This is a genomic window from Olleya sediminilitoris (assembly GCF_016785945.1).
GTDB lineage: Bacteria > Bacteroidota > Bacteroidia > Flavobacteriales > Flavobacteriaceae > Olleya > Olleya sediminilitoris.
Genome location: NZ_JAEMEF010000009.1, coordinates 80,325 through 100,595, shown reverse-complemented (window position 1 = coordinate 100,595; position 20,271 = coordinate 80,325). Strand labels below are relative to the sequence as shown.

Here is a 20,271-nt window from a genome sequence, read left to right as displayed (position 1 = left end):
AACCCATTAAGATTAACTCTTAATGGGTTTTTTATATGTGCTAAATCTAGCTAATTATTAGATTTTTTTCACTTTTACAGCATTCATACCTTTCATACCTTTTTCAAGTTCAAAAGATACTTTGTCATTTTCAGCAATTTGGTCTATTAAACCACTGACGTGACAAAAATACTTTTCGTTATTTTCTGTGTCAATAATAAATCCAAAACCTTTAGAGGTATCAAAAAATGATACTTTACCTTTTCTTACTGGATCTTCTTCTTCTCCTTCAACTTTTTTAGGAACTCCTAAAACAATTTCTTCTGCATCAATCTTTTCTCTCATCTCTGGATCTGGTGGAGTATCTACCAAATTACCATTAAAGTCTACATATGCAAACTGGATACCATCAGAACCTCCATTAGCCTCTTTTTCGGCTTTACGAGCTTCCATCTTCTTACGCTTATCTTCTCTTTTCTTTAAGCGTTTTTTTTCTTTTTCACTTTTATTAAATGTTTGTTGCGATTTTGCCATTAGCGTTTTTAAATGTGTGTATTAAAATGAATTCATAAAAAGCAGAAAGTAATAAAAAGCTATGTTCTGCTTAACAATTTTAACGTCGTAGAAAGCGACTGTTACAAATGGTTTACCTGCTTTTATGAGTTACAAAGATACTAACTTTTTAATTAATTGTATGTTAAGTCTTTAAGCTATTTAGACTATTTTTTTAAATTTTGTAGCTTTTTACGTTTAAATCTAGAGAAAATAATGATTTTTTTCTTAGAATTTATAAAATATACTCCTGTTAATAAAACAACAGCTGCAACAATAGACTGCTTTGTAATCTGCTCATCCAAAACATACCATCCCAAAAATAAAGCAATTACTGGATTAACATAAGCAGAAGTAGACACCTTTTCTGTAGAGACTTCTTTTAATAAATAATTAAATGCTGTAAAAGCAACAATACCACCAAAAACAATTAATAACAGCATGGCGCCTTGTGCATTTATACTCCATTTTAAAGGTGACGTCCAAACTTCTTTAACTGTTAGGCTAAAAATGACTAAAAACAAACTAGCAAAAACCATTTGATAACCAGTAGCTACAAAAAAGTTTTTTGGCAAATCTGCTTTAGACACAAAAATGCTACCATAACTCCAGCTTAAAACACAAGTAAAAATAACGACTATACCAATGATACCGTTTTGGTCTAATTGCAATGTATCTTGACTAACCAATAAATACATACCTATAACACCCAAAACAACACCAATAATAGATTTTGTTTGAATTTTAGAGCCTTGTAAAATACGCATTAAAAAAATAACGAATAACGGTTGTGTTGCTGCAATAAGTGCTGCAAAACCGCTATCTACATATTTTAAAGCCCATACAAAAACACCGTTACCATACACTAAAAATAAAAATCCAGCTAAAGCCGAATTTTTTAATTGTATTGTACTTGCTTTAAGAGATATTTTTAAAATTTTAGCAATACCAAAAATTAAAATCCCTGCGCAAAAAAACCTGATGGATGCCAAAAATAATGGTGAAACCTCTGACACCACAACCTTATTAAGTAAATATGTTGATCCCCAAATACAGTAAATAGAGAAAAATGCCAGTATAATTAGTATAGATTTTCTTGTACTATCCATAACGTTAATTTTAAACGAATTTAGTGATAAATCACTTGATAAAACCTAAAAAAAGAAAACTATAAATTATCTTTACAAAAAAGATAATTATTATGCTAAATACATTTAGAATTGTAGCTTTATTAGAAGGTTTATCATATCTATTTTTAATGGCTGCTGCTATATACAAACGGTTACCTGGAGGAGATGACTATTACGTCAGACTACTTGGTATGCCACATGGATTACTGTTTGTAGCCTATATTGCATTAGCTTTTTTAATTAAGCCAGAACAAAAATGGTCTAATAAAGTATTTGGGATAGTATTATTAGCTTCTATCCTACCGTTTGGGACGTTTTATGTAGATAAGAAATATCTAAAATCTTAATACTAATTATTTAGACGGTCTTTAACAAACTCTATTTTAGTTTTTCCGTGTGGTTTAGGATTACCATCTTGGTCTAAATTTACCATAATAATATTTTCTACAGTAATAATAGTTTCGCGTGTACGCATGTTTCGTACTTCACAATTTAAAGTGATGGAGCTACGTCCAAATTTTTGTACTTCCATACCAATTTCGACAATATCACCTTCTACAGCTTTAGCCATGAAGTTAATTTCGCTCATATATTTTGTAACCACTTTGTTGTTTTCTAGTTGTATGATGGTGTATAAAGCAGCTTCTTCATCAATCCATGCTAATAACTGACCTCCAAACAGTGTTCCGTTTGGATTTAAATCTTCGGGTTTAACCCATTTTCTTGTGTGAAATCTCATATTAAATCTTTACCTCAAAGATAAATAATCTTAATTGTTAACAACACAGTTAAAAACTATATTTATTGATACGACTATTAGTCTTTATTATCGATATTTTTATTAAAACTTAATAATTATGACTACAAGAGACACACAACTATTAGCCATTAGACCAATTATTAAAAGTATTACTATTAGTCCAGATATGAGTGATGATGAGCGTTTCCAAAACTCCACATTACGTCCAATTATCAAGCTTCAAAACGATTTGTTTATAGCTGTTTTTAGAAATTACATCGCTAAACACAAAAATGTATTTTACCAGTTAACTATTGAAAAACGAATGACTTACATTGAAAACGCTATACACAAAGACATCAAATTTAGAAACAGTTTAAAAGGAATGGTTATTGGGCAATTTACCATAGATGAATATCAAAAATATATACTAAACTCGTCCGCTTTAAATAAGCGAATGATGAATATTGTTAAACAACGTTTACAGAGTAATATTCAACTATTTGAAAAACCAAAAACTTTAAAGGCTGTTTAGCCTGAACAAATACACTATAACTGATGTTGTTTAATCTTTAATTATAGATTCACCATTTAAGTCTGTAGTTAAAACATCACTCATATAATCAAAAAATGGTCTGATGGTTTTAAAATCATCACTAACTTGTTTTGCAAAATCTGGTGCAGTAATCTCTGCATCAGTATATTGCTTAGTAAAAATGAATTGTTTTTTTCTTATTAAATCAATAGCTGGATGATTTTTATCAAAATCTCTTGGAGCTGTTTTTAACTCTTCACCTTGTAAATTTCCCCAAACCTGTTGTAAAGACTTTTCATTAATAATATCTCTAACCTCTTGATCGTCCATTTCAAATTCTTTTCTAATACGCAGTAAATCGTCTTTTTCTGGATTCCAAAATCCGACAGCAATAAAATTATTACTTGGTTCTATCTGCATATAATATCCACCTCGTAATCTAGGTTTGACACGATGGAAAGCTGCTCCAAAATTATTTTTGTATGGTAATTTATTTTTAGAAAATCTTACATCTCTGTAAATTCTGAATATTTTAAGTTTTTCAAATTCGTCGTGGGATTGCAAATTAGTGTACACTTCATTAAACAATATTTTAATTGCTTTTAAAGCTTTATCATATTCTGTCTTTTGATCTGCAAACCAATCACGATTATTATTAGATTTTAATTTATTAAGAAAATTTAAAGCTGTTTTAATGCTCATAACCTGTTTATTTATTTGTAAAAATACAAAAGCCTCAAATAAACTGAGGCTTTTGTTACTGTTAATCTAACATATAATTTATATGTGATAATTATTTTTTCTTTTCACAGCAATGTGATTTAATCTACTGAATCTTCAACGTCATCTGCTACATCTTCTACAGCGTCTTCTACTTTTTCTCCTGTTGTTTCTTCTCTACAACCTGTTAATACTACAGATAAAGAGAATAATAAAATAAAGGTATATGCTAATTTTTTCATGGTTTGTATTTTTTGTGTGGTTAATATTTTGGTTGATTTTTTAATTGAAGGTATTAATCTTCAATGTCATCTCCAGTGTCATCAATGTTGTCTTCAACATCGTCCATAGCGTCTTCAACTTCGTCTGAAGCATCTTCTAGTCCATCTTCAACATCATCAATAGCCTCTTCGACTGTTTCTTCAGTTGATTTTTCTTCTCTACATCCTGTAACCACTAGTGACAGTGAAAATAGAATTAGAAAAGTATATAATAACTTTTTCATTGTTTTTGGTTTAAGGGTTAATAAAAGCTAATCAGTCGACTTATTTTTGCTTCTAAACTATATATAATGACTGATTAGTTTTTTATTTAATTGTATTTATGATTTTACCGCTCCTTTAATTAATGATAGTACAAACAGTACTATAAAAATGAAGAATAAAATTTTAGCAATTCCTGCAGATGCTCCTGCAATTCCGCCAAATCCTAAGACTCCTGCGATTAGTGCTATAATAATAAATGTGATTGTCCAACGTAACATAATTTTTTTGGTTTTAAATGATTAATATTAGTAACTAAAAGTACTTTACTATTAGTTATTTGAGAATGAATTCTCGACTTCCTGAGGTGCATCAAAAGATAATTTGTTATCAAATTGAAGCGTTCTAATAGGAAAAGGTATGTTTATATTTTCTTTGTCATAAGCTTTTTTGATCTCGATTATAGCTTTACTTTTAGATCGCATTTTTTCAAGTGCATTTTCTGCATCAATCCAAAATCTACATAAGTAATTAATCGAGCTTCCACCATATTCTGTAAAGTAAAACTCTACGTCATCGGGTGAATCTATTTGATCAAATGTGTTGCAAATAGTTTGTTTTGTTAATTGTTCTACATGGTCTAAATCTGACTCATATCCTACTCCACACTCCAAGAAAACTCTCATTTTAGTAGTTAGTGTGTAATTTTTTAATGGATTTTCTAAAATCATCTTATTTGGTATAACAACCATGTTATTATCAGCTTCCTTTATGGTAAAATCTTTTAAGTTAATATCTATAACTTCTCCAGAAAACCCATTGGTTTCTACCCAATGTCCTATTTGAATCTTTTTTCTGAAGGATAGCACAATACCAGCAAAAGTGTTAGATAAAGTCCCTTGTAAGGCTAAACCAATTGCCAAACCTGCAACACCTGCACCAGCTAATAAAGAGGTTAATGTTTTACTTAAGTTTAAAATCCCTAAAGCTAAAAACAATCCTGCAAGCACTACAACTACAGAGGACAAACGTCCAATCATGTTAGTTATAGAATTTTGATGTACACGTTTTGATACTAATTTTGTAACGTATTTATTAACGTATTTTGCAATAAAATAAGAGACAAATAAGACTACAATTGCAAGTAATAAATTTGGTATGTTAGATATTATGGCATTTAACCATCCTTCTAATTTGCCTACTAACAAATTATAGGCTTCTGATAATTGATTTTTCATAGTAATTGGTATTATTAGTTAATATTTAAGTAAAACTTAAAGTATTAGCTATTTGTTACCACTTTTTTAAGTTGATCTGAAGTGGTTTTTGACCAAGCATTTAACATCCAACTAGATTTTTCTAATTCTCTGATATAAGCTCCTATTAAGTCAATTGTACCTTCGTCTCCAGCATCTTCAGACTTACTTAAAACTTGTGTCATTTGAGATAACATTGTTTTGTGGTCATTTAACAACTCATCTATCATTTCTTGATCCGTAATCATACTTGATGCTTCAGATAAAGATGATAATTTTAAATAGTCGCTAAATTTACTAACCGGATGATGTCTTAAGGTTAAAATACGTTCTGCTATTTCGTCAACTTTTACTTTAGCTTCATTGTACATGTTTTCAAACTTTTCGTGTAGGTCAAAAAAGTTTTTACCTAACACGTTCCAGTGAAAGCTTCTTAGTTTTTGATAATATATATTGTAATCTGCTAATAAGGTATTTAACTCTATAACTACAGGTAATAGTTTTTCATCTTGCATATTCAAATAATTCATGTGTTCTGTTTTTTTAGGTTGTTAATTATCTCTGGTACAAAGATGCAACACGAATACAGTTTACATGTTATATGATTTTTTTAGAATGTTATAGAATTACAACAAATAGGTATAAAACAGGGTGTTTTCTTAATAAATTAGTGTTAAAATGAAGAAAAATGACTAGTTTTAGAACTTTTACTCAAATTGAATACTATTTAAAATCAGTCCCGAAGCAGGGGCAACGTAATACACATCTCCTGTAAAATCTGGTTTTAAGCTAGCTTCAATATCTTGTAAAGTACGTTTACCTTGTCCTAAATGTATTAAAGCTCCCATCATTAATCGTATTTGGTTTCGCATAAAACCTTTTCCTTTTACACGTAATATGTAGCTTTTCTCAGGAAAAAAGCTAGCAGTATAAATGGTATTCTCTACAATTTCGCATTTTAAGATGGTACGATTATAAATACCATTATCTGTTGGTTTGTAACAATATTTTTTTAAATAATGCTCACCTTCAAACAGTTTAGCTCCTTCTTTCATTAAGTCTATATCTAAAGGATCTAGTATAGTTGTTAAAATTGGAGCACAAAATGGATGAAACTTATCTCCAAAAGCAAACATATAAAGATATTCTTTTACTTTAGAGTGTTGTATAATATTAAACTTACTATCTACCTCACGTATTTGCAAGGCTCTGATATCTTGTGGTAAGTTGGTATTAAACAGTGCTAAAAATGCTTCAGCATCCTCAATAGGTTCTTCTAAAAAAAGCTCAAAAGCTGCACTTTCTGCACTAACCATAGCATCTGTACGACCAGAAGTTAACGTTTTAAATTTCTTTTTTTCTAAAATGAAGTTTAATGTCCTATCAATCATTAAATGCAACGTCTTTAAGTTTGGTTGTTTTTGCCAACCATGAAACCTGTATCCTAAATACTGTACGCTTATCACGTAAAAAAACTTTTTCTGCATATCTAATTTTGAATGCCGAAAATACTGCTTTACGCCACATATCGCAAAAATTTTATACCTTGAAACACTTTAACTAACTAAAAACTTAAATTATGACTAACGTAACCACTCAAAAACCACCAATGTGGTTTTTAGTTATTAGCATTATTGCTTTAATATGGAATGCACTAGGTGTTATGGCTTACCTAGGACAAACTTTAATGACAGATGAGATGATTGCACAATTACCTAAAGCAGAACAAGACATGTATGCTAATTTACCTTCTTGGTACCTTGGTGCATTTGCTATAGCTGTTTTTGCTGGAACTATTGGAAGTTTAGCTCTTGTATTAAAAAAGAAATGGGCATTTAATGTATTATTAATATCATTAGTAGCAGCAATAATACAAATGTGTTATTTGGCTTTTGTAATAAAAATGACTAACGCTATGACACCAATGATAATTTTAGTTGGTATAGCCTTAGTTTGGTTATCAGATTATGCTACAAAAAAAGGATGGCTGTCTTAAAATTATAACTAATAAAAAAACATCAGCATTTAGCTGATGTTTTTTTAATTCATAAATTAATTAAACATTTTAATTAATCCAACAACCATCCCATGGAGTGTTTTCTTCTAAAGGTATATCAAATGGTTCTTGATTATAAGTATTACCAGAAGCACTACCGCTAACTTCTAAAAAACGATAAGCCCAACATTGACTTGGATGTTCAACTATATTATTTGTCAACGTAAGATTAGTCATCTCTTTAAATGCCAGGTGACCATTATCCATAAAGTTATTTGATATTTCTAAATCAGCACCTTTATACATATACATACCACAGTTATTTAATGCATTATCGTATATGTAAGTGGTTGCAGGATTAGTTTTAGGACTATCGTTGGAATACATTATAATACCATTCCAGTTATTAACAGATACTGTACGCATGGTTATGCTATTATTTCTAATAGTCCAATCTGCATTTTTCCAATAGACTATTGGTCCATCAATATACTGGCTATCTTCTCCTTGTAATAAAATATTATCTTCAAGTAAAACATTTTTCCCATCCGTATTTACAATGTCTCCACCTCTATTATTGTGAAAATAATTATTTCTAATTGTAATATTTTCATTTAATCGTCCAGCACCTTCTAAATCAATTCCAAATTGAGGAGCAACTCCATTTGTATGATGAATTTCATTGTTTTCTATCAAAACTTCAGCACTTCCAACAAGTGAAATACCTTGACGTCTATTATCTGAGAAGTTGTTTCTTCTAATATCAATATTTTTTAGTAATTGTTGATCTGCATCACTTGGACTACCAACCAATAATATTCCGTCACCATTAGCTTTACCTAAAGTTACATTTTCAACGGTAACATATTCACTTTCATCTTCAATACAAATTAAATGACCTTCATCATGAGCTACAGCACCATCACTAGTTCTTGGAGTATATTCATGATTATCTCTATCTCCAAGAATAGTTCCTCCAGAAATTACAACATGAGATTTACCACGAACAGCTATTGCACAGTAATTCCATTTATTATTTGGTGCCATTTCAATTATGGCATTTTGATCTAATAACAACGCCATATTGCTATCCAAAACTATTCCTGCTTGATAAATATCATTACCATATTTACCAATTAAATAATGTCCTGCAGGCAAACAAACTTCACCATAACCTTGTGAAATAGCCCAATCAATAGCTGCTTGAATATTATCTGTTGTTTTAACTGGTTCTGTTCTATTGTTTGGTATGTCCCAAGCTTGAAGGTCAATACAATAACGCTCATTAGAAATTTGATCGTAAGGCATAACGTCTATTGGTGTCATGACTCCATTAAACGGATTTGGATTGTCAGGATCTGTTGGACTTAAAGGTGTTACAACCGTAGCTGTTTGGTCATCATCTATATCATCAAAACAAGATGTTAAAGATAAAGCCAAACTTAAAGCTAGGAAGTAGTTTCTAAAATTGATTTGGTTGATCATTTTTCAGTTTAATTATTATACGTACAAAACCCGAAAAAAGACTTTATTTTTTTTCACGTCCTTTTAAAACACTAACTACATCTTTGATTTTAAAACCTTTAGCTTGTAATAACATTAAGTAATGGAACAATAAATCTGCGCTTTCGTTTAAAAACAAATCGTCGTTATCATCTTTTGCTTCAATAACCACTTCTACAGCTTCCTCTCCTACTTTTTGAGCCACCTTATTAATACCTTTTGCAAATAATGAAGCTACATAGGATGTAGAAGAATCTCCACTTTTTACACGACTTTCAATTGTGTTTTCTAATTTAGAAATGAATCCAAAATTTTCAGTATTTGCGTCGTTCCAGCAGGTATCGCTTCCTGTATGACATGTTGGACCTTTTGGATTTACTTGAATTAATAACGTATCATTATCACAATCTAATTTAATGTCAACCAGATTTAAAACGTTACCACTCTCTTCTCCTTTAGTCCATAAACGGTTTTTTGTTCTGCTAAAAAAGGTAACTAATTTAGTATCTTTTGTTTTATTAAACGCTTCTTCGTTCATGTAACCCAACATCAATACATTTTTTGTTGTTGCGTCTTGGATTACTGCTGGTACTAATCCGTCGTTATTTTTATTAAAATCTATGTTCATTTTTTTTGTTTTGTCTGGTCGAGCGCAGTCGAGACCTCTATATTTCAAATAACCTCTCGACTGCGCTCGAGAAGACATTAATTTTTATGAAATGCTGAAACGAATTCAACAAGACGATTTATAGTCGTACTGCTATATTATTATCTCTTAATTCTTCTTTTAAATCTTTTATTGCAATTTCACCAAAATGGAAAACACTTGCAGCCAATGCAGCGTCTGATTTACCATCTTTAAAGGTGTCTACAAAATGTTGAACGGTACCTGCTCCACCTGAAGCGATTATAGGAATATTTAAAGTTTCAGACAGCTTGGCTAAAGCTTCGTTTGCAAAACCTGCTTTGGTACCATCGTTATTCATAGACGTGAATAATATTTCACCTGCTCCTCTACTTTCAACCTCTTTTGCCCAATCAAACAAATTTAATTCGGTTGGAATACTTCCTCCTGCTAAATGGACTATCCATTCACCATTAATTTGCTTAGCATCTATAGCAACAACAACACATTGGCTTCCAAATTTGTTTGCTAATTCGTTAACTAATTCTGGTCTTTTTACTGCTGAAGAGTTTACAGACACTTTATCTGCTCCAGATTTTAAAAGCACATCTACATCTTCAATAGAAGAAATTCCTCCACCAACTGTAAACGGAATATTGACGTGTTCTGCTACTTTTAAAACCATGTCAATCATGGTTTTTCTACCTTCTAATGTAGCCGAAATATCTAGAAAAACCAACTCATCTGCTCCTTTTACTGCGTATTGTTTCGCTAATTCTACTGGATCTCCAGCATCACGAAGGTTTACAAAATTGACACCTTTAACGGTTCTTCCGTTTTTAATGTCTAAACATGGTATTATTCGTTTTGTAAGCATATTATAAAAATCGTTCTAATTCTTTTAAAGAGATTCTGTTTTCGTAAATCGCTTTACCAATAATTACACCTTCACAATTAATTTCTGAAAGCGTTTCTAAATCTTGAATAGTCGTTACTCCACCAGAAGCTATAAGCTTTATTGACTGACCAGAACTACCGTTTGTGCACTCTTCAATGATGTTTTTATACAAGTCAATCGATGGACCTTCTAGCATTCCGTCTTTTGAAATATCTGTACAAACTACATATTGAATGCCTTGTTTTTGATACTCTTTTATAAACGGAATTACCTCTAAACTACTTTCTTCTAACCAACCACTAATGGCTATTTTTTCGTTTTTACAGTCTGCTCCTAAAATGATTTTTTGAGAACCATATTTACTAATCCAACGCTCAAACGTATCTCTATTTTTAACAGCAATACTACCTCCTGTAATTTGTTTTGCACCAGAATTAAATGCTGTAATGATATCGTCATCAGACTTTAAACCGCCTCCAAAATCAATTTTTAAGTTGGTTTTAGATGCAACTTGCTCTAAAACTCGGTAGTTTACAACATGATCGGCTTTTGCTCCATCTAAATCTACCATGTGTAGATACTCGATTCCTGAACCTTCAAACTGTTTTGCAACCTCTAAAGGATTTTCATTATAAATTTTAGTGGTATTGTAATCGCCTTTTGTTAAGCGTACACATTTACCGTCTATGATATCTATTGCTGGTATTATTCTCATGATTAATTTGTTAATCAATCCTGTATTTATTTCAGGATTTCTTTAATTAATATTTGCTGTTTTATTGTGAATCTCGCATCAAGTGCGGAATGACAATACATTATATTTTGTTTTATAATCTGAAACAAGTTCAGAATAACGTTTTATAATTCTATAAAATTCTTCAAAATTTGCTCTCCTGCTACAGATGATTTTTCTGGATGAAACTGTACACCATAAAAATTATCTTTTTGTAAAGCTGAAGCAAAGTCTAAACAATATGTTGTTGTGGCAATGCTTTCTTTACAAGCTTCAGCATAAAAACTATGTACAGAATACATAAACGCTTCGTCTTTAATATCTTTAAACAACTCCGATTTTAAATCTGTTATCGTATTCCATCCCATTTGTGGCACTTTAACAGTATTGTTAAAACGCTTGACGTCTACATCAAAAATACCCAAACCTTTAGTATTACCTTCTTCTGAAGATTTACACATGAGTTGCATACCTAAACAAATTCCTAAAACTGGTTGTTTTAAAGTTGGAATTAAAGTATTTAAACCACTTTCTTTTAGCATTTGCATTGCAGAACTTGCTTCTCCAACACCAGGAAAAATAACTTTATCTGCTGCTTTAATTTCATCTGGATTATTAGATAAAATAGCATCGTAACCTAAACGTTTAAAGGCAAACTGAATGCTTTTTATATTACCTGCTCCGTAATCTATTATCACTAATTTCATTACAATACTCCTTTTGTAGATGGCAAAAACATTTTATTAGCATCACGTTTTACAGCCATTTTCATTGCTTTTGCAAAAGCTTTAAAAATACCTTCTATTTTGTGATGCTCATTAGTACCTTCTGCTTTAATATTTAAATTACATTTTGCTCCATCGGTAAACGACTTAAACAAATGGAAAAACATTTCGGTTGGCATATCTCCTATTTTTTCGCGTTTAAAATCGGCTTCCCATTCTAACCAATTTCTACCTCCAAAGTCAACTGCTACTTGTGCTAAACAATCGTCCATTGGTAAACAAAAACCGTAACGCTCAATCCCTAATTTATTACCTAAAGCTTTGTTGAATAATTCGCCTAAAGCAATCATGGTATCTTCAATCGTGTGGTGCTCATCAACTTCTAAATCACCATCAACTTTTATAGTTAAATCCATTGCACCATGACGACCAATTTGATCTAACATGTGATCGAAGAATGATAAACCAGTATCAATATCATTTTTACCAGAACCATCAAGATTCAATTTAATATATATTTTGGTTTCGTTGGTGTTACGTGTGATTTCTTCTACGCGATCATTAAGTTTTAAAAATTCGTAAATCGCTTTCCAATCTGTGCTTGTTAAAGCGATAGAATCGAAAATGACTTGTTTTGATGTTTCAATTTCATCTGCTCCTAATTCTGGATCTTCAGATAAAAATATACCTTTTGCTCCAAGATTTTTAGCCAATTCCATGTCTGTAATTCGATCACCTAAAACAAAACTATTTTCTAAATCGTATTCAGCTTTATCAAAATACTTTGTTAGTAAACCTGTTCTTGGCTTGCGAGTTTCGGCATTTTCATGCGGAAATGTTTTGTCTATGCAAACTTCAGAAAATACAACACCTTCTTTTTCAAATGCAGAAATCACTTTGTTTTGTGCAGGCCAAAAGGTCTCTTCAGGAAAAGAATCGGTTCCTAAACCATCTTGATTAGTTACCATAACTAGTTCAAAATCTAACTCTGAAGCTATTTTAGCCATGTATTGAAACACTTTTGGGTAGAACTCTAATTTCTCTAAACTATCTAATTGATAATCTACAGGTGGTTCTAATACTAAGGTTCCGTCTCTGTCTATGAATAGTACTTTTTTCATGTTTATATGTTCTTATGAGGTTCTGAAACAAGTTCAGAATGACGTTATATATTTTTTTAAAGCTTCAATTAGTTTTTTGTTTTCAACAGCATTTCCAATAGTAATTCGAATACAATTCTCGACCTGAGTATTTCTGTTTCTAATAATTACTTTTTTATCAATTAAATATTGATAGGTTTTATCTGCATCATCAACTTCAACTAATAAAAAGTTAGCATCTGTAGGATATATTTTTTTTACGATAGGTAATTGACTTAAAGCGTCTTTTAACTTCGTTCTTTCTAAAAGAATAGTGTCAATATTTTCAGAAACTTTAGTTTGATTGTTTAAACTATTTAAAACTGCTTCCTGATTTAAAGTGCTTACATTATAAGGAGGCTTTACACGATTATAAAGCGTAATTATTGCTTCGCTAGCATAGGCAACTCCTACTCTAACACCTGCTAATCCCCAAGCTTTACTAAAGGTTTGACTTACAATTAGATTGTTGTATTTATTGATATTTTTAATAAATGATGCTTGAGAGCTAAAGTCGATATAAGCTTCATCTACAATCACGATACCATTATAATTCTCTAGAATATATTCAATATCATCAGTATTAATTGTATTTCCTGTTGGATTGTTTGGCGAGCAAATAAAAATGATTTTAACCTCTTCAACATCTAAATACGGTTGTAATTGATTTAAGTTTATTTGAAAATCATTAATCAATGGTTGCTTAATCACCTCTATATTATTGATGTTTGCAGACACATCGTACATTCCGTAAGTTGGTGTAAAGGTTAAGACTTTGTCTTTTCCAGGTTCACAAAAAATACGAAAAGCTAAATCGATAACTTCATCGCTTCCGTTACCAATAAAAATTTGGTTAGATTCTACCGATTTAATAGCTGATAACTTTTGTTTAATTTCTGATTGTTGAGGATCAGGATAACGGTTTAATTCTCCAAACGGATTTTCGTTGGCATCTAAAAACACATCTGCTGTACCTTTAAACTCATCTCTTGCAGATGAATACGGTTTTAAAGCTTTAATATTTGCTCTAACTAGGTTGTTTATGTTGAATGTTGTATTCATTTTTATAATTACTGAATAAATTACAGTTCTCTATTATATTCATTTTGTGTGATACTGAAACGAGTTCAGTATGACGTAACGATAGTATTTAAACTTTACCTCTTATTTCTAATTATTAACTTTAAATCTTGCGTCACACTGAACTTGTTTCAGTGTCTCATTATTTTAAATCTTTTAATCTAATTGAAACTGCGTTTTTGTGTGCTTGTAATCCTTCGGCTTCAGCCATTAACTCTATAGTTCTACCTATATTTTGAATACCTTCTTTAGTAATTTTCTGAAACGTGATAGCTTTTGTAAAACTGTCTAAATTAACTCCTGAATACGCTTTACTAAATCCGTTTGTTGGTAAAGTATGATTGGTTCCTGAGGCATAATCTCCTGCACTTTCTGGTGTGTAATTACCTATAAATACTGAGCCTGCGTTTTCAATTCCGTTAACATAAAAGTCATCGTCTTTTGTACATACAATAAAGTGTTCTGGTCCATATTGATTAATTAAATCTAGAGCTATTGCATCCGTTTCAACTAAAATAGATTTAGAATTTTCAATCGCTTGTTTAGCAATATCCTGTCTAGGAAGTGCTTTAATTTGAACCTCTATTTCTTCCGCTACAGCGTTAATTAAATTTTGAGAGGTAGACACTAAAATGACTTGACTATCTGCGCCATGTTCTGCTTGAGACAACAAATCTGAAGCTACATAACTAGCCTTTGCAGTATCATCTGCAACGACCAATAACTCACTTGGACCTGCTGGCATATCGATTGCCACACCATATTTGGTTGCTAATTGTTTAGCGACAGTAACAAACTGATTTCCTGGACCAAAAATCTTATAAACTTGAGGTATAGATGCTGTTCCAAAAGTTAGTCCAGCAATGGCTTGAATACCTCCAACTTTAATAATTTTTGTGACACCGCATAATTGTGCTGTGTATAAAATTTCGTTAGCTATTTTTCCTTCTTTATTTGGAGGAGAACATAAAACAATCTCCTTACATCCTGCGATTTGTGCAGGAACAGCTAACATTAAAACTGTTGAAAATAAAGGTGCAGTACCAGCAGGAATGTAAATCCCAACTTTTTGAATAGCTCTTTTCTCTTGCCAGCAGTTAACACCTTTTGCAGTTTGCACACTAACTTTTTCTGTTTTTTGTGCTTTATGAAAGTTTTCTATGTTTGTTTTTGCTTGTTGTATGGCTTGTTTTAATTCAGTAGAAATTTTAGCACTTGCTAATTCTACTTCTTCAGTAGTTACAGTGTTTGACGCTAATTCTGCTCCATCAAATAATTGCGTGTATTTTGCTACTGCTTGGTCTCCGTTACGTTGTACATCATCAAAAATTTGAGTTACCGTAGTTTCAATATCATTAACGGTTTGCGTTGGTCGTTTTAAAATGTCTGACCATGTCGATGGGTTTGGATTGCTAATAGTTTTCATTTATATCACCATATTTTCGATTGGACAAACAAGGATACCTTCTGCACCATTTTCTTTTAACTCGTCAATAATTTCCCAGAAATCATTTTTGTTAATTACAGAATGAATTGAACTCCAACCCTCTTTAGCAAGAGGTAAAACCGTTGGACTTTTCATACCTGGAAGAATGCTTATAATATCGTCTACCTTATTATTTGGTGCGTTTAGCAATACATAACGTGATTGTCTAGCTTTTAAAACAGACTGTAATCTAAATTGTAATTTATTTAAAATGGCTTGGTTGTCTTGAGAAATTTTAGGAGATACAGCCAATACTGCTTCCGATTTTAAAATAACTTCTGCTTCCTTTAAACCGTTTTTAAATAATGTGCTTCCGCTTGACACAATATCTACAATTGCATCTGCTAAGCCAATATTTGGTGCAATTTCAACAGAACCATTAATTATGTGCAAGTTTGCTTTAATTCCGTTTTTATCTAAAAATTGATTTACTGTGTTTGGATAAGAGGTTGCTATACGCTTTCCTTCTAAATCTTTAATCGAATTGTAAGATGCACCTTTTGGTACAGCAACAGAAACTTTGCATGAAGAAAAACCTAATTTTTCGGCAATTTTAATATCATTTCCTTTTTCTATTAAAACATTTTCTCCAATAATAGCAACATCTACCACTCCATCTTTAAGATATTGAGGAATATCTCCATTACGTAGGTAAAAAATTTCTAGTGGAAAGTTTTTAGCTGAAGCTTTTAGTTGGTCTTTACCATTGTCTATTGAAATACCAACAGCTTTAAGGATTTTCATTGAATCCTCGTTTAATCTTCCTGACTTTTGAACTGCAATTTTTAATTTACTCATTTTAGTTTCTTTTTTATTTTTTATTTTTTTTGAAAATTTGAGTAAATCTTAAAACGACGTTTTTAAAAACAAAAAAACCGCTTGATTTACTCAAACGGTTTTAAAAATATTTTGGATTTATTCAATACATTTCTATCTGGCTTGAGTGCTAGTATGGAAATGATGATGATGTAATTGAATAAAATTCATGTTTCTTTTTTTGTCTTAACAAAGATTGTAAAAATAATATTACAAATCCAAATTTAAGTACCTTAAATTAATGTTAAGCCTTATTGGTTACCTAAAATAATTGGCATACCAGAGTCTCCAGAACCAATAACTACAACTTTACTATTGTTTGATTCTGAAAGCTTTACAGTAGCTTCAATACCTTTATCTTGTAATATTTTATCTGTTAAAGATGCACTTAAAATTTTATTTGCATCTGCTTTACCTTGTGCTTCAATTATTACTTTTTCTGCCTCTTTAGCTGCTGTAACTAACCTAAACTCATATTCTAAAGATTCTTGTTCTTGTTTTAATTTACGCTCAATAGCATCTTTAATTGTTGGTGGTAATGTTACATCTCTAATTAAAATATTGTTTAATTGAATGTACTGAGATTCGACTATTTTTTTAGTTTCTTCAAAAATTTCATCTTGAATAGCATCACGCTTACTAGAATATAATTGTTCTGGTGTATAACGACCTACAACACTTCTAGCTGCACTACGTATAGCTGGTTGTAATACACGACTAACGTACTCTCTACCTTTTTCTTTATGTAATTTACTTAAGTTTTTGTAATCTGGCTGATATAATACAGACGCATCTAGTTTGATATCTAATCCGTTAGAAGACAATACAGACATTTTTTCTGGTAACTCTTGCTGTCTAACCTCATAATCAATAACACTGTTCCAAGGTGCAACAAAATTAATGCCTTCTCCTAAAGGCTCGCTATTAGGGTCAACACCTCCTCCTAATTGATATAAAACGCCTGCATGACCAGAGTCAATAGTTTTAACAGATTTGGTGATAATAATAATTCCGACTATAACTGCAAATAAAACAGGGAAAGCCACTTTTGGTAATTTATCCATTGTAATTTTTTAATTTAAATTAATCCTTTATATTTTCTGATAAACCACTCTAATGCTAAGCTAAGCACGATAATAAAGAGTAAATAATACCAATCTATCAAAGGTACGACACTTTTATTACTTTTTTGAATGGGTTGGTAACGCTTGTCGTTTAATAAGTCATTAACTAATCCTTGGTAATTATTTATAAAAAAAGCGTTTCCGTTACTATTAGTAGCAACTTGTTGTAGTTTTGTTACATCTGCATTTAAAAATTGTTGCTCGACGTTATATTCTATTATCTTAAAATTACCAGAGACTGAAATGTTTTCTGAGGAAGATTTAACTGTAAAACTATAGCTTCCAGAAGCTAAACCATTTAAATTTACTTGGTAATTATTCCCTTTTAAAATTAAAGGTCTTGTTGTTGTTTCTAAAGATTGGTTATTTTTTACAACGATAGATAGTGATGCACTGTCATCAAACTCGTAATTTTTATTAAAAAACTGAGCACTAATTATAATATTATCGCTTCCATTATAAAACGAATTATAATCGATGTTTAATCTGTTTTTTCGCTTGTTAGATGCTAAATACTGTACTAGTTTACCAATAAAATTATCAAATTTCAGAAAACTATCTTCGTTTAAATAACTTTGCGCTCTCCACTTCCAAAGATCTTCTCCAAATAATATAGCTTCTCTCCTGCCATTAATTTCTAGAGTTGTTAATAATGGCTGTTTAGTTTGAATACCTGAAACGGTTTTATACAAAATTGTTTCAGATGGTAAATTAAAATCTGCTTCACCAAAAGTAGATTTTAGAGGCGGAAAATTATTAAAATCTAAATCTTCAATTATAAAAGCTGAATAATTAGTGTTTAAATTAGGTTGGTAATCTTCGGTTTGAGACGTTACTTCTAAATTATAATCTGTTTGGATTTCATTTAAAAATAACCAATCTGTTTTGGGTCCTGATATTACCCATTTATTTTTGTTTTGTTTTTCTAACTCAGCAAATAAAGTCTTAAACAAATTGTTTGGTTGATACAATATAACTAATTGAAAATCATTTAATTGATTTAAAACCTTATTAGGGTTTAAAAATACAACCTCACGCTGTTCATTGCTTTCAATACTCTTCTTTAAAGCACCTAAATCAGGATGTAAAACAGTACTTACAATTGCAACTTTAGACTTTTGATCAATGACTTCTACTGCAAAATTTTTATAGTTATTGGTTTTATTTTTTTCAGTTGATAACGGAATTACTTGCGCTTTGTAATCCTGTACTCCAACACTATTAGCTGATAAATTAAAGTTTAAAACCTCACTGTTTTTTGATTTATCTAAGATAATGACTTTAGAAAATACAGTAGTATTTCCTTTAGTAACGACAAATTTACTTAAAATAGCTTGATCTCCATTATATACAACTATAGCTTCTACAGGAAATTTATTCTTTAAATAAGCATATTTATTAACGTTAAGCTTACTAATTTGCAGGTCTGAATACACAACAGTGTCACCTAAAATAATAGGATAAATAGGTTGATTGTATTTTTTAGCCGAAAATTGATAATCATTACCTATGGTTTGGTTTCCGTCAGACACAACAATTGTTGGTGCAGTACTATTTTTATAGACTTGAGATAACTGCTTAAAAACCTTATCTAAGTTGGTTTGATTTTGATTAAATGATAAGCTATCATTAGAATTTAATGTGTTTCCGAATGAAAACAATTCAATATTAAACTTATTATTTAATTCTGCGTTATTTGATATAGAATTTACAAACTCCTGAGCTTTTACATCTTGTTTTAAGTGCTTTATAGACGATGAATTATCTACAGCAACTACTAAATTTGGTTTTACAATATCATATTTAACTTGCTCAAACTTTGGGTTAATCAATAATAACAATACTGAAAACAAAGTAATGAAACGCAAAAAAGCAAAAAGCGCATTAGATGTTGATGCGCCTTTTGCTTTATATTTATATTGATACAGAGCTAGTAAAAGTGCTACTACTCCTGCTAAAATGATAAATAATACTGTTTCTGTTGGCACTATTCTTTAATTTTTAATAAATCGAATGACTGAAAAAAGCGTGTAATAGATTCATTCTTATCATTTTGAGCAAGACACATAATTTGAATTAAAAACAGTTTATTTTCAACTAAATATAAGTTTAGATAAATAAATGCATCATCCATTTTTATTTTGACATTTCTACCAGGATATCCATTAAACCTAATTTTATTAACAAATTGCAATTCTCCATTTAGACTTGAAACAGCACCTTCTACAGCTTCATTTAATATAGAATTATTATATTCTATAGTTGCATTTTCGAATTGAGATTTAGAAAAATCTGACCTAATTATAGAATATCCAATGTTTTCATCTCTAGAATCTGGATAATATGTTACCATATGCATATCTGAAGTACCATCCTCTGTTTCAATATCTTTAAAAGTGTATTCTGGTTGATTTGGAAACTCTGCAATAAATGCGAGCTCTTCTGATTTGTAATTTACCCATTCCTGAGCGTCTACACCTAAAGTAACTACAAAGAACAATAGAAATAAATAAAAAAGTTTTTTCATGGTTAGTTATTTTTTTGGTGATTTCATTATTTTACTATCAATATTCTTTATGTGTCTAGATTTTACGTTATAAGAAGACAACAGTTTTAGATAGCTGTTTTAAATCCTTTGGTTTAAGAGTAAACGACATTTTTTTATGTTTTAGAAAAATTATTTCTTCTGTAATACCATTAATAATATTTAAAATTTTATTGGAATTTACTTGACTGTAAAGCAAATAACAAAA

26 protein-coding genes are annotated in these 20,271 nt (G+C 30.6%); 3 read left to right on the top strand and 23 right to left on the bottom strand.

Annotated elements, in window-relative coordinates; translation table 11 throughout:
- Positions 1–57: 57 nt before the first annotated feature.
- Together JAO71_RS11030 and JAO71_RS11025 are read right to left on the bottom strand one after the other, a co-directional pair.
- Complete coding sequence (locus JAO71_RS11030; protein WP_028289773.1) at positions 58–513, bottom strand: cold-shock protein; 456 nt, start codon at positions 511–513, stop codon at positions 58–60.
- Positions 514–698: 185 nt separating this feature from the next.
- A complete protein-coding gene (locus JAO71_RS11025) occupies positions 699–1,640 on the bottom strand; it encodes an EamA family transporter (protein ID WP_116822712.1) in 942 nt (313 codons plus the stop codon).
- A 92-nt stretch (positions 1,641–1,732) separates the two neighbouring features.
- Between JAO71_RS11025 and JAO71_RS11020 the strand changes: the two genes are divergently transcribed.
- Positions 1,733–2,008 (top strand): DUF3817 domain-containing protein, encoded by a 276-nt coding sequence (locus JAO71_RS11020; RefSeq protein ID WP_028289775.1) that lies wholly within the window; start codon positions 1,733–1,735, stop codon positions 2,006–2,008.
- Positions 2,009–2,010: 2 nt separating this feature from the next.
- Here JAO71_RS11020 and JAO71_RS11015 read toward each other — a convergent pair whose 3' ends face one another.
- A complete protein-coding gene (locus tag JAO71_RS11015) occupies positions 2,011–2,400 on the bottom strand; it encodes an acyl-CoA thioesterase (RefSeq protein WP_028289776.1) in 390 nt (129 codons plus the stop codon).
- A gap of 118 nt (positions 2,401–2,518) precedes the next feature.
- Here JAO71_RS11015 and JAO71_RS11010 point away from each other — a divergent pair, with 118 nt between their 5' ends.
- Complete coding sequence (locus JAO71_RS11010) at positions 2,519–2,935, top strand: glyoxalase (RefSeq protein ID WP_116822711.1); 417 nt, start codon at positions 2,519–2,521, stop codon at positions 2,933–2,935.
- Positions 2,936–2,965: 30 nt separating this feature from the next.
- Here the strand turns inward: JAO71_RS11010 and JAO71_RS11005 are convergent, their stop codons facing one another.
- The 8 genes from JAO71_RS11005 to JAO71_RS15865 all read right to left on the bottom strand — a co-directional run bounded on the left by JAO71_RS11005 (position 2,966) and on the right by JAO71_RS15865 (position 6,920).
- Complete coding sequence (locus tag JAO71_RS11005) at positions 2,966–3,637, bottom strand: DUF2461 domain-containing protein (protein WP_116822710.1); 672 nt, start codon at positions 3,635–3,637, stop codon at positions 2,966–2,968.
- 119 nt (positions 3,638–3,756) lie between these two features.
- Positions 3,757–3,897: a hypothetical protein gene (locus JAO71_RS11000; RefSeq protein WP_162874823.1), complete on the bottom strand. Its 141-nt coding sequence runs from the start codon at positions 3,895–3,897 to the stop codon at positions 3,757–3,759.
- 53 nt (positions 3,898–3,950) lie between these two features.
- Positions 3,951–4,160, bottom strand: a complete 210-nt coding sequence (locus JAO71_RS10995; RefSeq protein WP_116822709.1) for a hypothetical protein — start codon at positions 4,158–4,160, stop codon at positions 3,951–3,953.
- Between the two features lie 96 nt (positions 4,161–4,256).
- Positions 4,257–4,418, bottom strand: coding sequence for a DUF1328 domain-containing protein (locus tag JAO71_RS10990; protein ID WP_028289780.1), 162 nt, complete (start codon positions 4,416–4,418; stop codon positions 4,257–4,259).
- A gap of 51 nt (positions 4,419–4,469) precedes the next feature.
- A complete protein-coding gene (locus JAO71_RS10985) occupies positions 4,470–5,375 on the bottom strand; it encodes a mechanosensitive ion channel family protein (RefSeq protein ID WP_116822708.1) in 906 nt (301 codons plus the stop codon).
- 44 nt (positions 5,376–5,419) lie between these two features.
- Positions 5,420–5,923, bottom strand: coding sequence for a Dps family protein (locus tag JAO71_RS10980; RefSeq protein ID WP_028289782.1), 504 nt, complete (start codon positions 5,921–5,923; stop codon positions 5,420–5,422).
- A gap of 177 nt (positions 5,924–6,100) precedes the next feature.
- The gene (locus JAO71_RS10975; protein ID WP_236011258.1) at positions 6,101–6,784 is read right to left on the bottom strand and encodes a tRNA pseudouridine synthase A; all 684 of its coding nucleotides are present in this window, start codon (positions 6,782–6,784) and stop codon (positions 6,101–6,103) included.
- Positions 6,777–6,920, bottom strand: a complete 144-nt coding sequence (locus JAO71_RS15865; protein WP_236011257.1) for a hypothetical protein — start codon at positions 6,918–6,920, stop codon at positions 6,777–6,779. Before JAO71_RS15865 ends, JAO71_RS10975 begins: the two co-directional genes overlap by 8 nt.
- A gap of 52 nt (positions 6,921–6,972) precedes the next feature.
- Between JAO71_RS15865 and JAO71_RS10970 the strand changes: the two genes are divergently transcribed.
- Positions 6,973–7,389, top strand: coding sequence for a hypothetical protein (locus JAO71_RS10970; RefSeq protein WP_028607429.1), 417 nt, complete (start codon positions 6,973–6,975; stop codon positions 7,387–7,389).
- Positions 7,390–7,458: 69 nt separating this feature from the next.
- Here JAO71_RS10970 and JAO71_RS10965 read toward each other — a convergent pair whose 3' ends face one another.
- From JAO71_RS10965 to JAO71_RS10910, 12 genes are all read right to left on the bottom strand, one after another.
- On the bottom strand, positions 7,459–8,874 hold the full coding sequence (locus JAO71_RS10965; protein ID WP_203000815.1) for a right-handed parallel beta-helix repeat-containing protein: 1,416 nt from the start codon (positions 8,872–8,874) through the stop codon (positions 7,459–7,461).
- A 43-nt stretch (positions 8,875–8,917) separates the two neighbouring features.
- Positions 8,918–9,520 carry a bifunctional phosphoribosyl-AMP cyclohydrolase/phosphoribosyl-ATP diphosphatase HisIE gene (hisIE, locus tag JAO71_RS10960; RefSeq protein WP_203000813.1) on the bottom strand — a complete coding sequence of 201 codons (603 nt, stop codon included), beginning with the start codon at positions 9,518–9,520 and terminating at the stop codon, positions 8,918–8,920.
- A gap of 118 nt (positions 9,521–9,638) precedes the next feature.
- The gene (hisF, locus tag JAO71_RS10955; protein WP_203000811.1) at positions 9,639–10,394 is read right to left on the bottom strand and encodes an imidazole glycerol phosphate synthase subunit HisF; all 756 of its coding nucleotides are present in this window, start codon (positions 10,392–10,394) and stop codon (positions 9,639–9,641) included.
- Between the two features lies 1 nt (position 10,395).
- Entirely contained in the window at positions 10,396–11,130 is a 735-nt protein-coding gene (gene hisA / locus JAO71_RS10950) for a 1-(5-phosphoribosyl)-5-[(5-phosphoribosylamino)methylideneamino]imidazole-4-carboxamide isomerase (protein WP_203000809.1), read from the bottom strand.
- 143 nt (positions 11,131–11,273) lie between these two features.
- Positions 11,274–11,855: an imidazole glycerol phosphate synthase subunit HisH gene (hisH, locus tag JAO71_RS10945; RefSeq protein WP_203000807.1), complete on the bottom strand. Its 582-nt coding sequence runs from the start codon at positions 11,853–11,855 to the stop codon at positions 11,274–11,276.
- Positions 11,855–12,994, bottom strand: coding sequence for a bifunctional histidinol-phosphatase/imidazoleglycerol-phosphate dehydratase HisB (gene hisB / locus JAO71_RS10940; protein ID WP_203000805.1), 1,140 nt, complete (start codon positions 12,992–12,994; stop codon positions 11,855–11,857). The genes hisH and hisB overlap by 1 nt, the downstream gene beginning before the upstream one ends.
- Before the next feature lie 33 nt (positions 12,995–13,027).
- Entirely contained in the window at positions 13,028–14,074 is a 1,047-nt protein-coding gene (gene hisC / locus JAO71_RS10935) for a histidinol-phosphate transaminase (RefSeq protein ID WP_203000803.1), read from the bottom strand.
- 160 nt (positions 14,075–14,234) lie between these two features.
- Positions 14,235–15,518, bottom strand: a complete 1,284-nt coding sequence (gene hisD / locus JAO71_RS10930; RefSeq protein ID WP_203000801.1) for a histidinol dehydrogenase — start codon at positions 15,516–15,518, stop codon at positions 14,235–14,237.
- A complete protein-coding gene (gene hisG / locus JAO71_RS10925; RefSeq protein WP_054850949.1) occupies positions 15,519–16,376 on the bottom strand; it encodes an ATP phosphoribosyltransferase in 858 nt (285 codons plus the stop codon). It abuts the gene before it with no gap.
- A 269-nt stretch (positions 16,377–16,645) separates the two neighbouring features.
- Complete coding sequence (locus tag JAO71_RS10920) at positions 16,646–17,458, bottom strand: prohibitin family protein (protein ID WP_203000799.1); 813 nt, start codon at positions 17,456–17,458, stop codon at positions 16,646–16,648.
- Positions 17,459–17,472: 14 nt separating this feature from the next.
- Entirely contained in the window at positions 17,473–19,506 is a 2,034-nt protein-coding gene (locus JAO71_RS10915) for a VWA domain-containing protein (protein ID WP_203000797.1), read from the bottom strand.
- Entirely contained in the window at positions 19,506–20,045 is a 540-nt protein-coding gene (locus JAO71_RS10910) for a hypothetical protein (protein WP_203000795.1), read from the bottom strand. The genes JAO71_RS10915 and JAO71_RS10910 overlap by 1 nt, the downstream gene beginning before the upstream one ends.
- Positions 20,046–20,271: the final 226 nt, after the last annotated feature.

Coding starts and splice junctions, on each gene's coding strand:
- JAO71_RS11010 (WP_116822711.1), top strand. CDS start 2,519: ATGACTACAAGAGACACACAACTATTAGCCATTAGACCAATTATTAAA.
- JAO71_RS11005 (WP_116822710.1), bottom strand. CDS start 3,637: ATGAGCATTAAAACAGCTTTAAATTTTCTTAATAAATTAAAATCTAAT.
- hisC (WP_203000803.1), bottom strand. CDS start 14,074: ATGAATACAACATTCAACATAAACAACCTAGTTAGAGCAAATATTAAA.
- JAO71_RS10985 (WP_116822708.1), bottom strand. CDS start 5,375: ATGAAAAATCAATTATCAGAAGCCTATAATTTGTTAGTAGGCAAATTA.
- JAO71_RS10965 (WP_203000815.1), bottom strand. CDS start 8,874: ATGATCAACCAAATCAATTTTAGAAACTACTTCCTAGCTTTAAGTTTG.
- JAO71_RS11025 (WP_116822712.1), bottom strand. CDS start 1,640: ATGGATAGTACAAGAAAATCTATACTAATTATACTGGCATTTTTCTCT.
- hisH (WP_203000807.1), bottom strand. CDS start 11,855: ATGAAATTAGTGATAATAGATTACGGAGCAGGTAATATAAAAAGCATT.
- JAO71_RS11020 (WP_028289775.1), top strand. CDS start 1,733: ATGCTAAATACATTTAGAATTGTAGCTTTATTAGAAGGTTTATCATAT.
- JAO71_RS10970 (WP_028607429.1), top strand. CDS start 6,973: ATGACTAACGTAACCACTCAAAAACCACCAATGTGGTTTTTAGTTATT.
- JAO71_RS11000 (WP_162874823.1), bottom strand. CDS start 3,897: ATGAAAAAATTAGCATATACCTTTATTTTATTATTCTCTTTATCTGTA.
- hisIE (WP_203000813.1), bottom strand. CDS start 9,520: ATGAACATAGATTTTAATAAAAATAACGACGGATTAGTACCAGCAGTA.
- JAO71_RS10910 (WP_203000795.1), bottom strand. CDS start 20,045: ATGAAAAAACTTTTTTATTTATTTCTATTGTTCTTTGTAGTTACTTTA.
- hisF (WP_203000811.1), bottom strand. CDS start 10,394: ATGCTTACAAAACGAATAATACCATGTTTAGACATTAAAAACGGAAGA.
- hisA (WP_203000809.1), bottom strand. CDS start 11,130: ATGAGAATAATACCAGCAATAGATATCATAGACGGTAAATGTGTACGC.
- JAO71_RS10975 (WP_236011258.1), bottom strand. CDS start 6,784: ATGATTGATAGGACATTAAACTTCATTTTAGAAAAAAAGAAATTTAAA.
- JAO71_RS10990 (WP_028289780.1), bottom strand. CDS start 4,418: ATGTTACGTTGGACAATCACATTTATTATTATAGCACTAATCGCAGGA.
- JAO71_RS10980 (WP_028289782.1), bottom strand. CDS start 5,923: ATGAATTATTTGAATATGCAAGATGAAAAACTATTACCTGTAGTTATA.
- JAO71_RS11015 (WP_028289776.1), bottom strand. CDS start 2,400: ATGAGATTTCACACAAGAAAATGGGTTAAACCCGAAGATTTAAATCCA.
- JAO71_RS10920 (WP_203000799.1), bottom strand. CDS start 17,458: ATGGATAAATTACCAAAAGTGGCTTTCCCTGTTTTATTTGCAGTTATA.
- hisG (WP_054850949.1), bottom strand. CDS start 16,376: ATGAGTAAATTAAAAATTGCAGTTCAAAAGTCAGGAAGATTAAACGAG.
- JAO71_RS10995 (WP_116822709.1), bottom strand. CDS start 4,160: ATGAAAAAGTTATTATATACTTTTCTAATTCTATTTTCACTGTCACTA.
- hisD (WP_203000801.1), bottom strand. CDS start 15,518: ATGAAAACTATTAGCAATCCAAACCCATCGACATGGTCAGACATTTTA.
- hisB (WP_203000805.1), bottom strand. CDS start 12,994: ATGAAAAAAGTACTATTCATAGACAGAGACGGAACCTTAGTATTAGAA.
- JAO71_RS15865 (WP_236011257.1), bottom strand. CDS start 6,920: ATGTGGCGTAAAGCAGTATTTTCGGCATTCAAAATTAGATATGCAGAA.
- JAO71_RS11030 (WP_028289773.1), bottom strand. CDS start 513: ATGGCAAAATCGCAACAAACATTTAATAAAAGTGAAAAAGAAAAAAAA.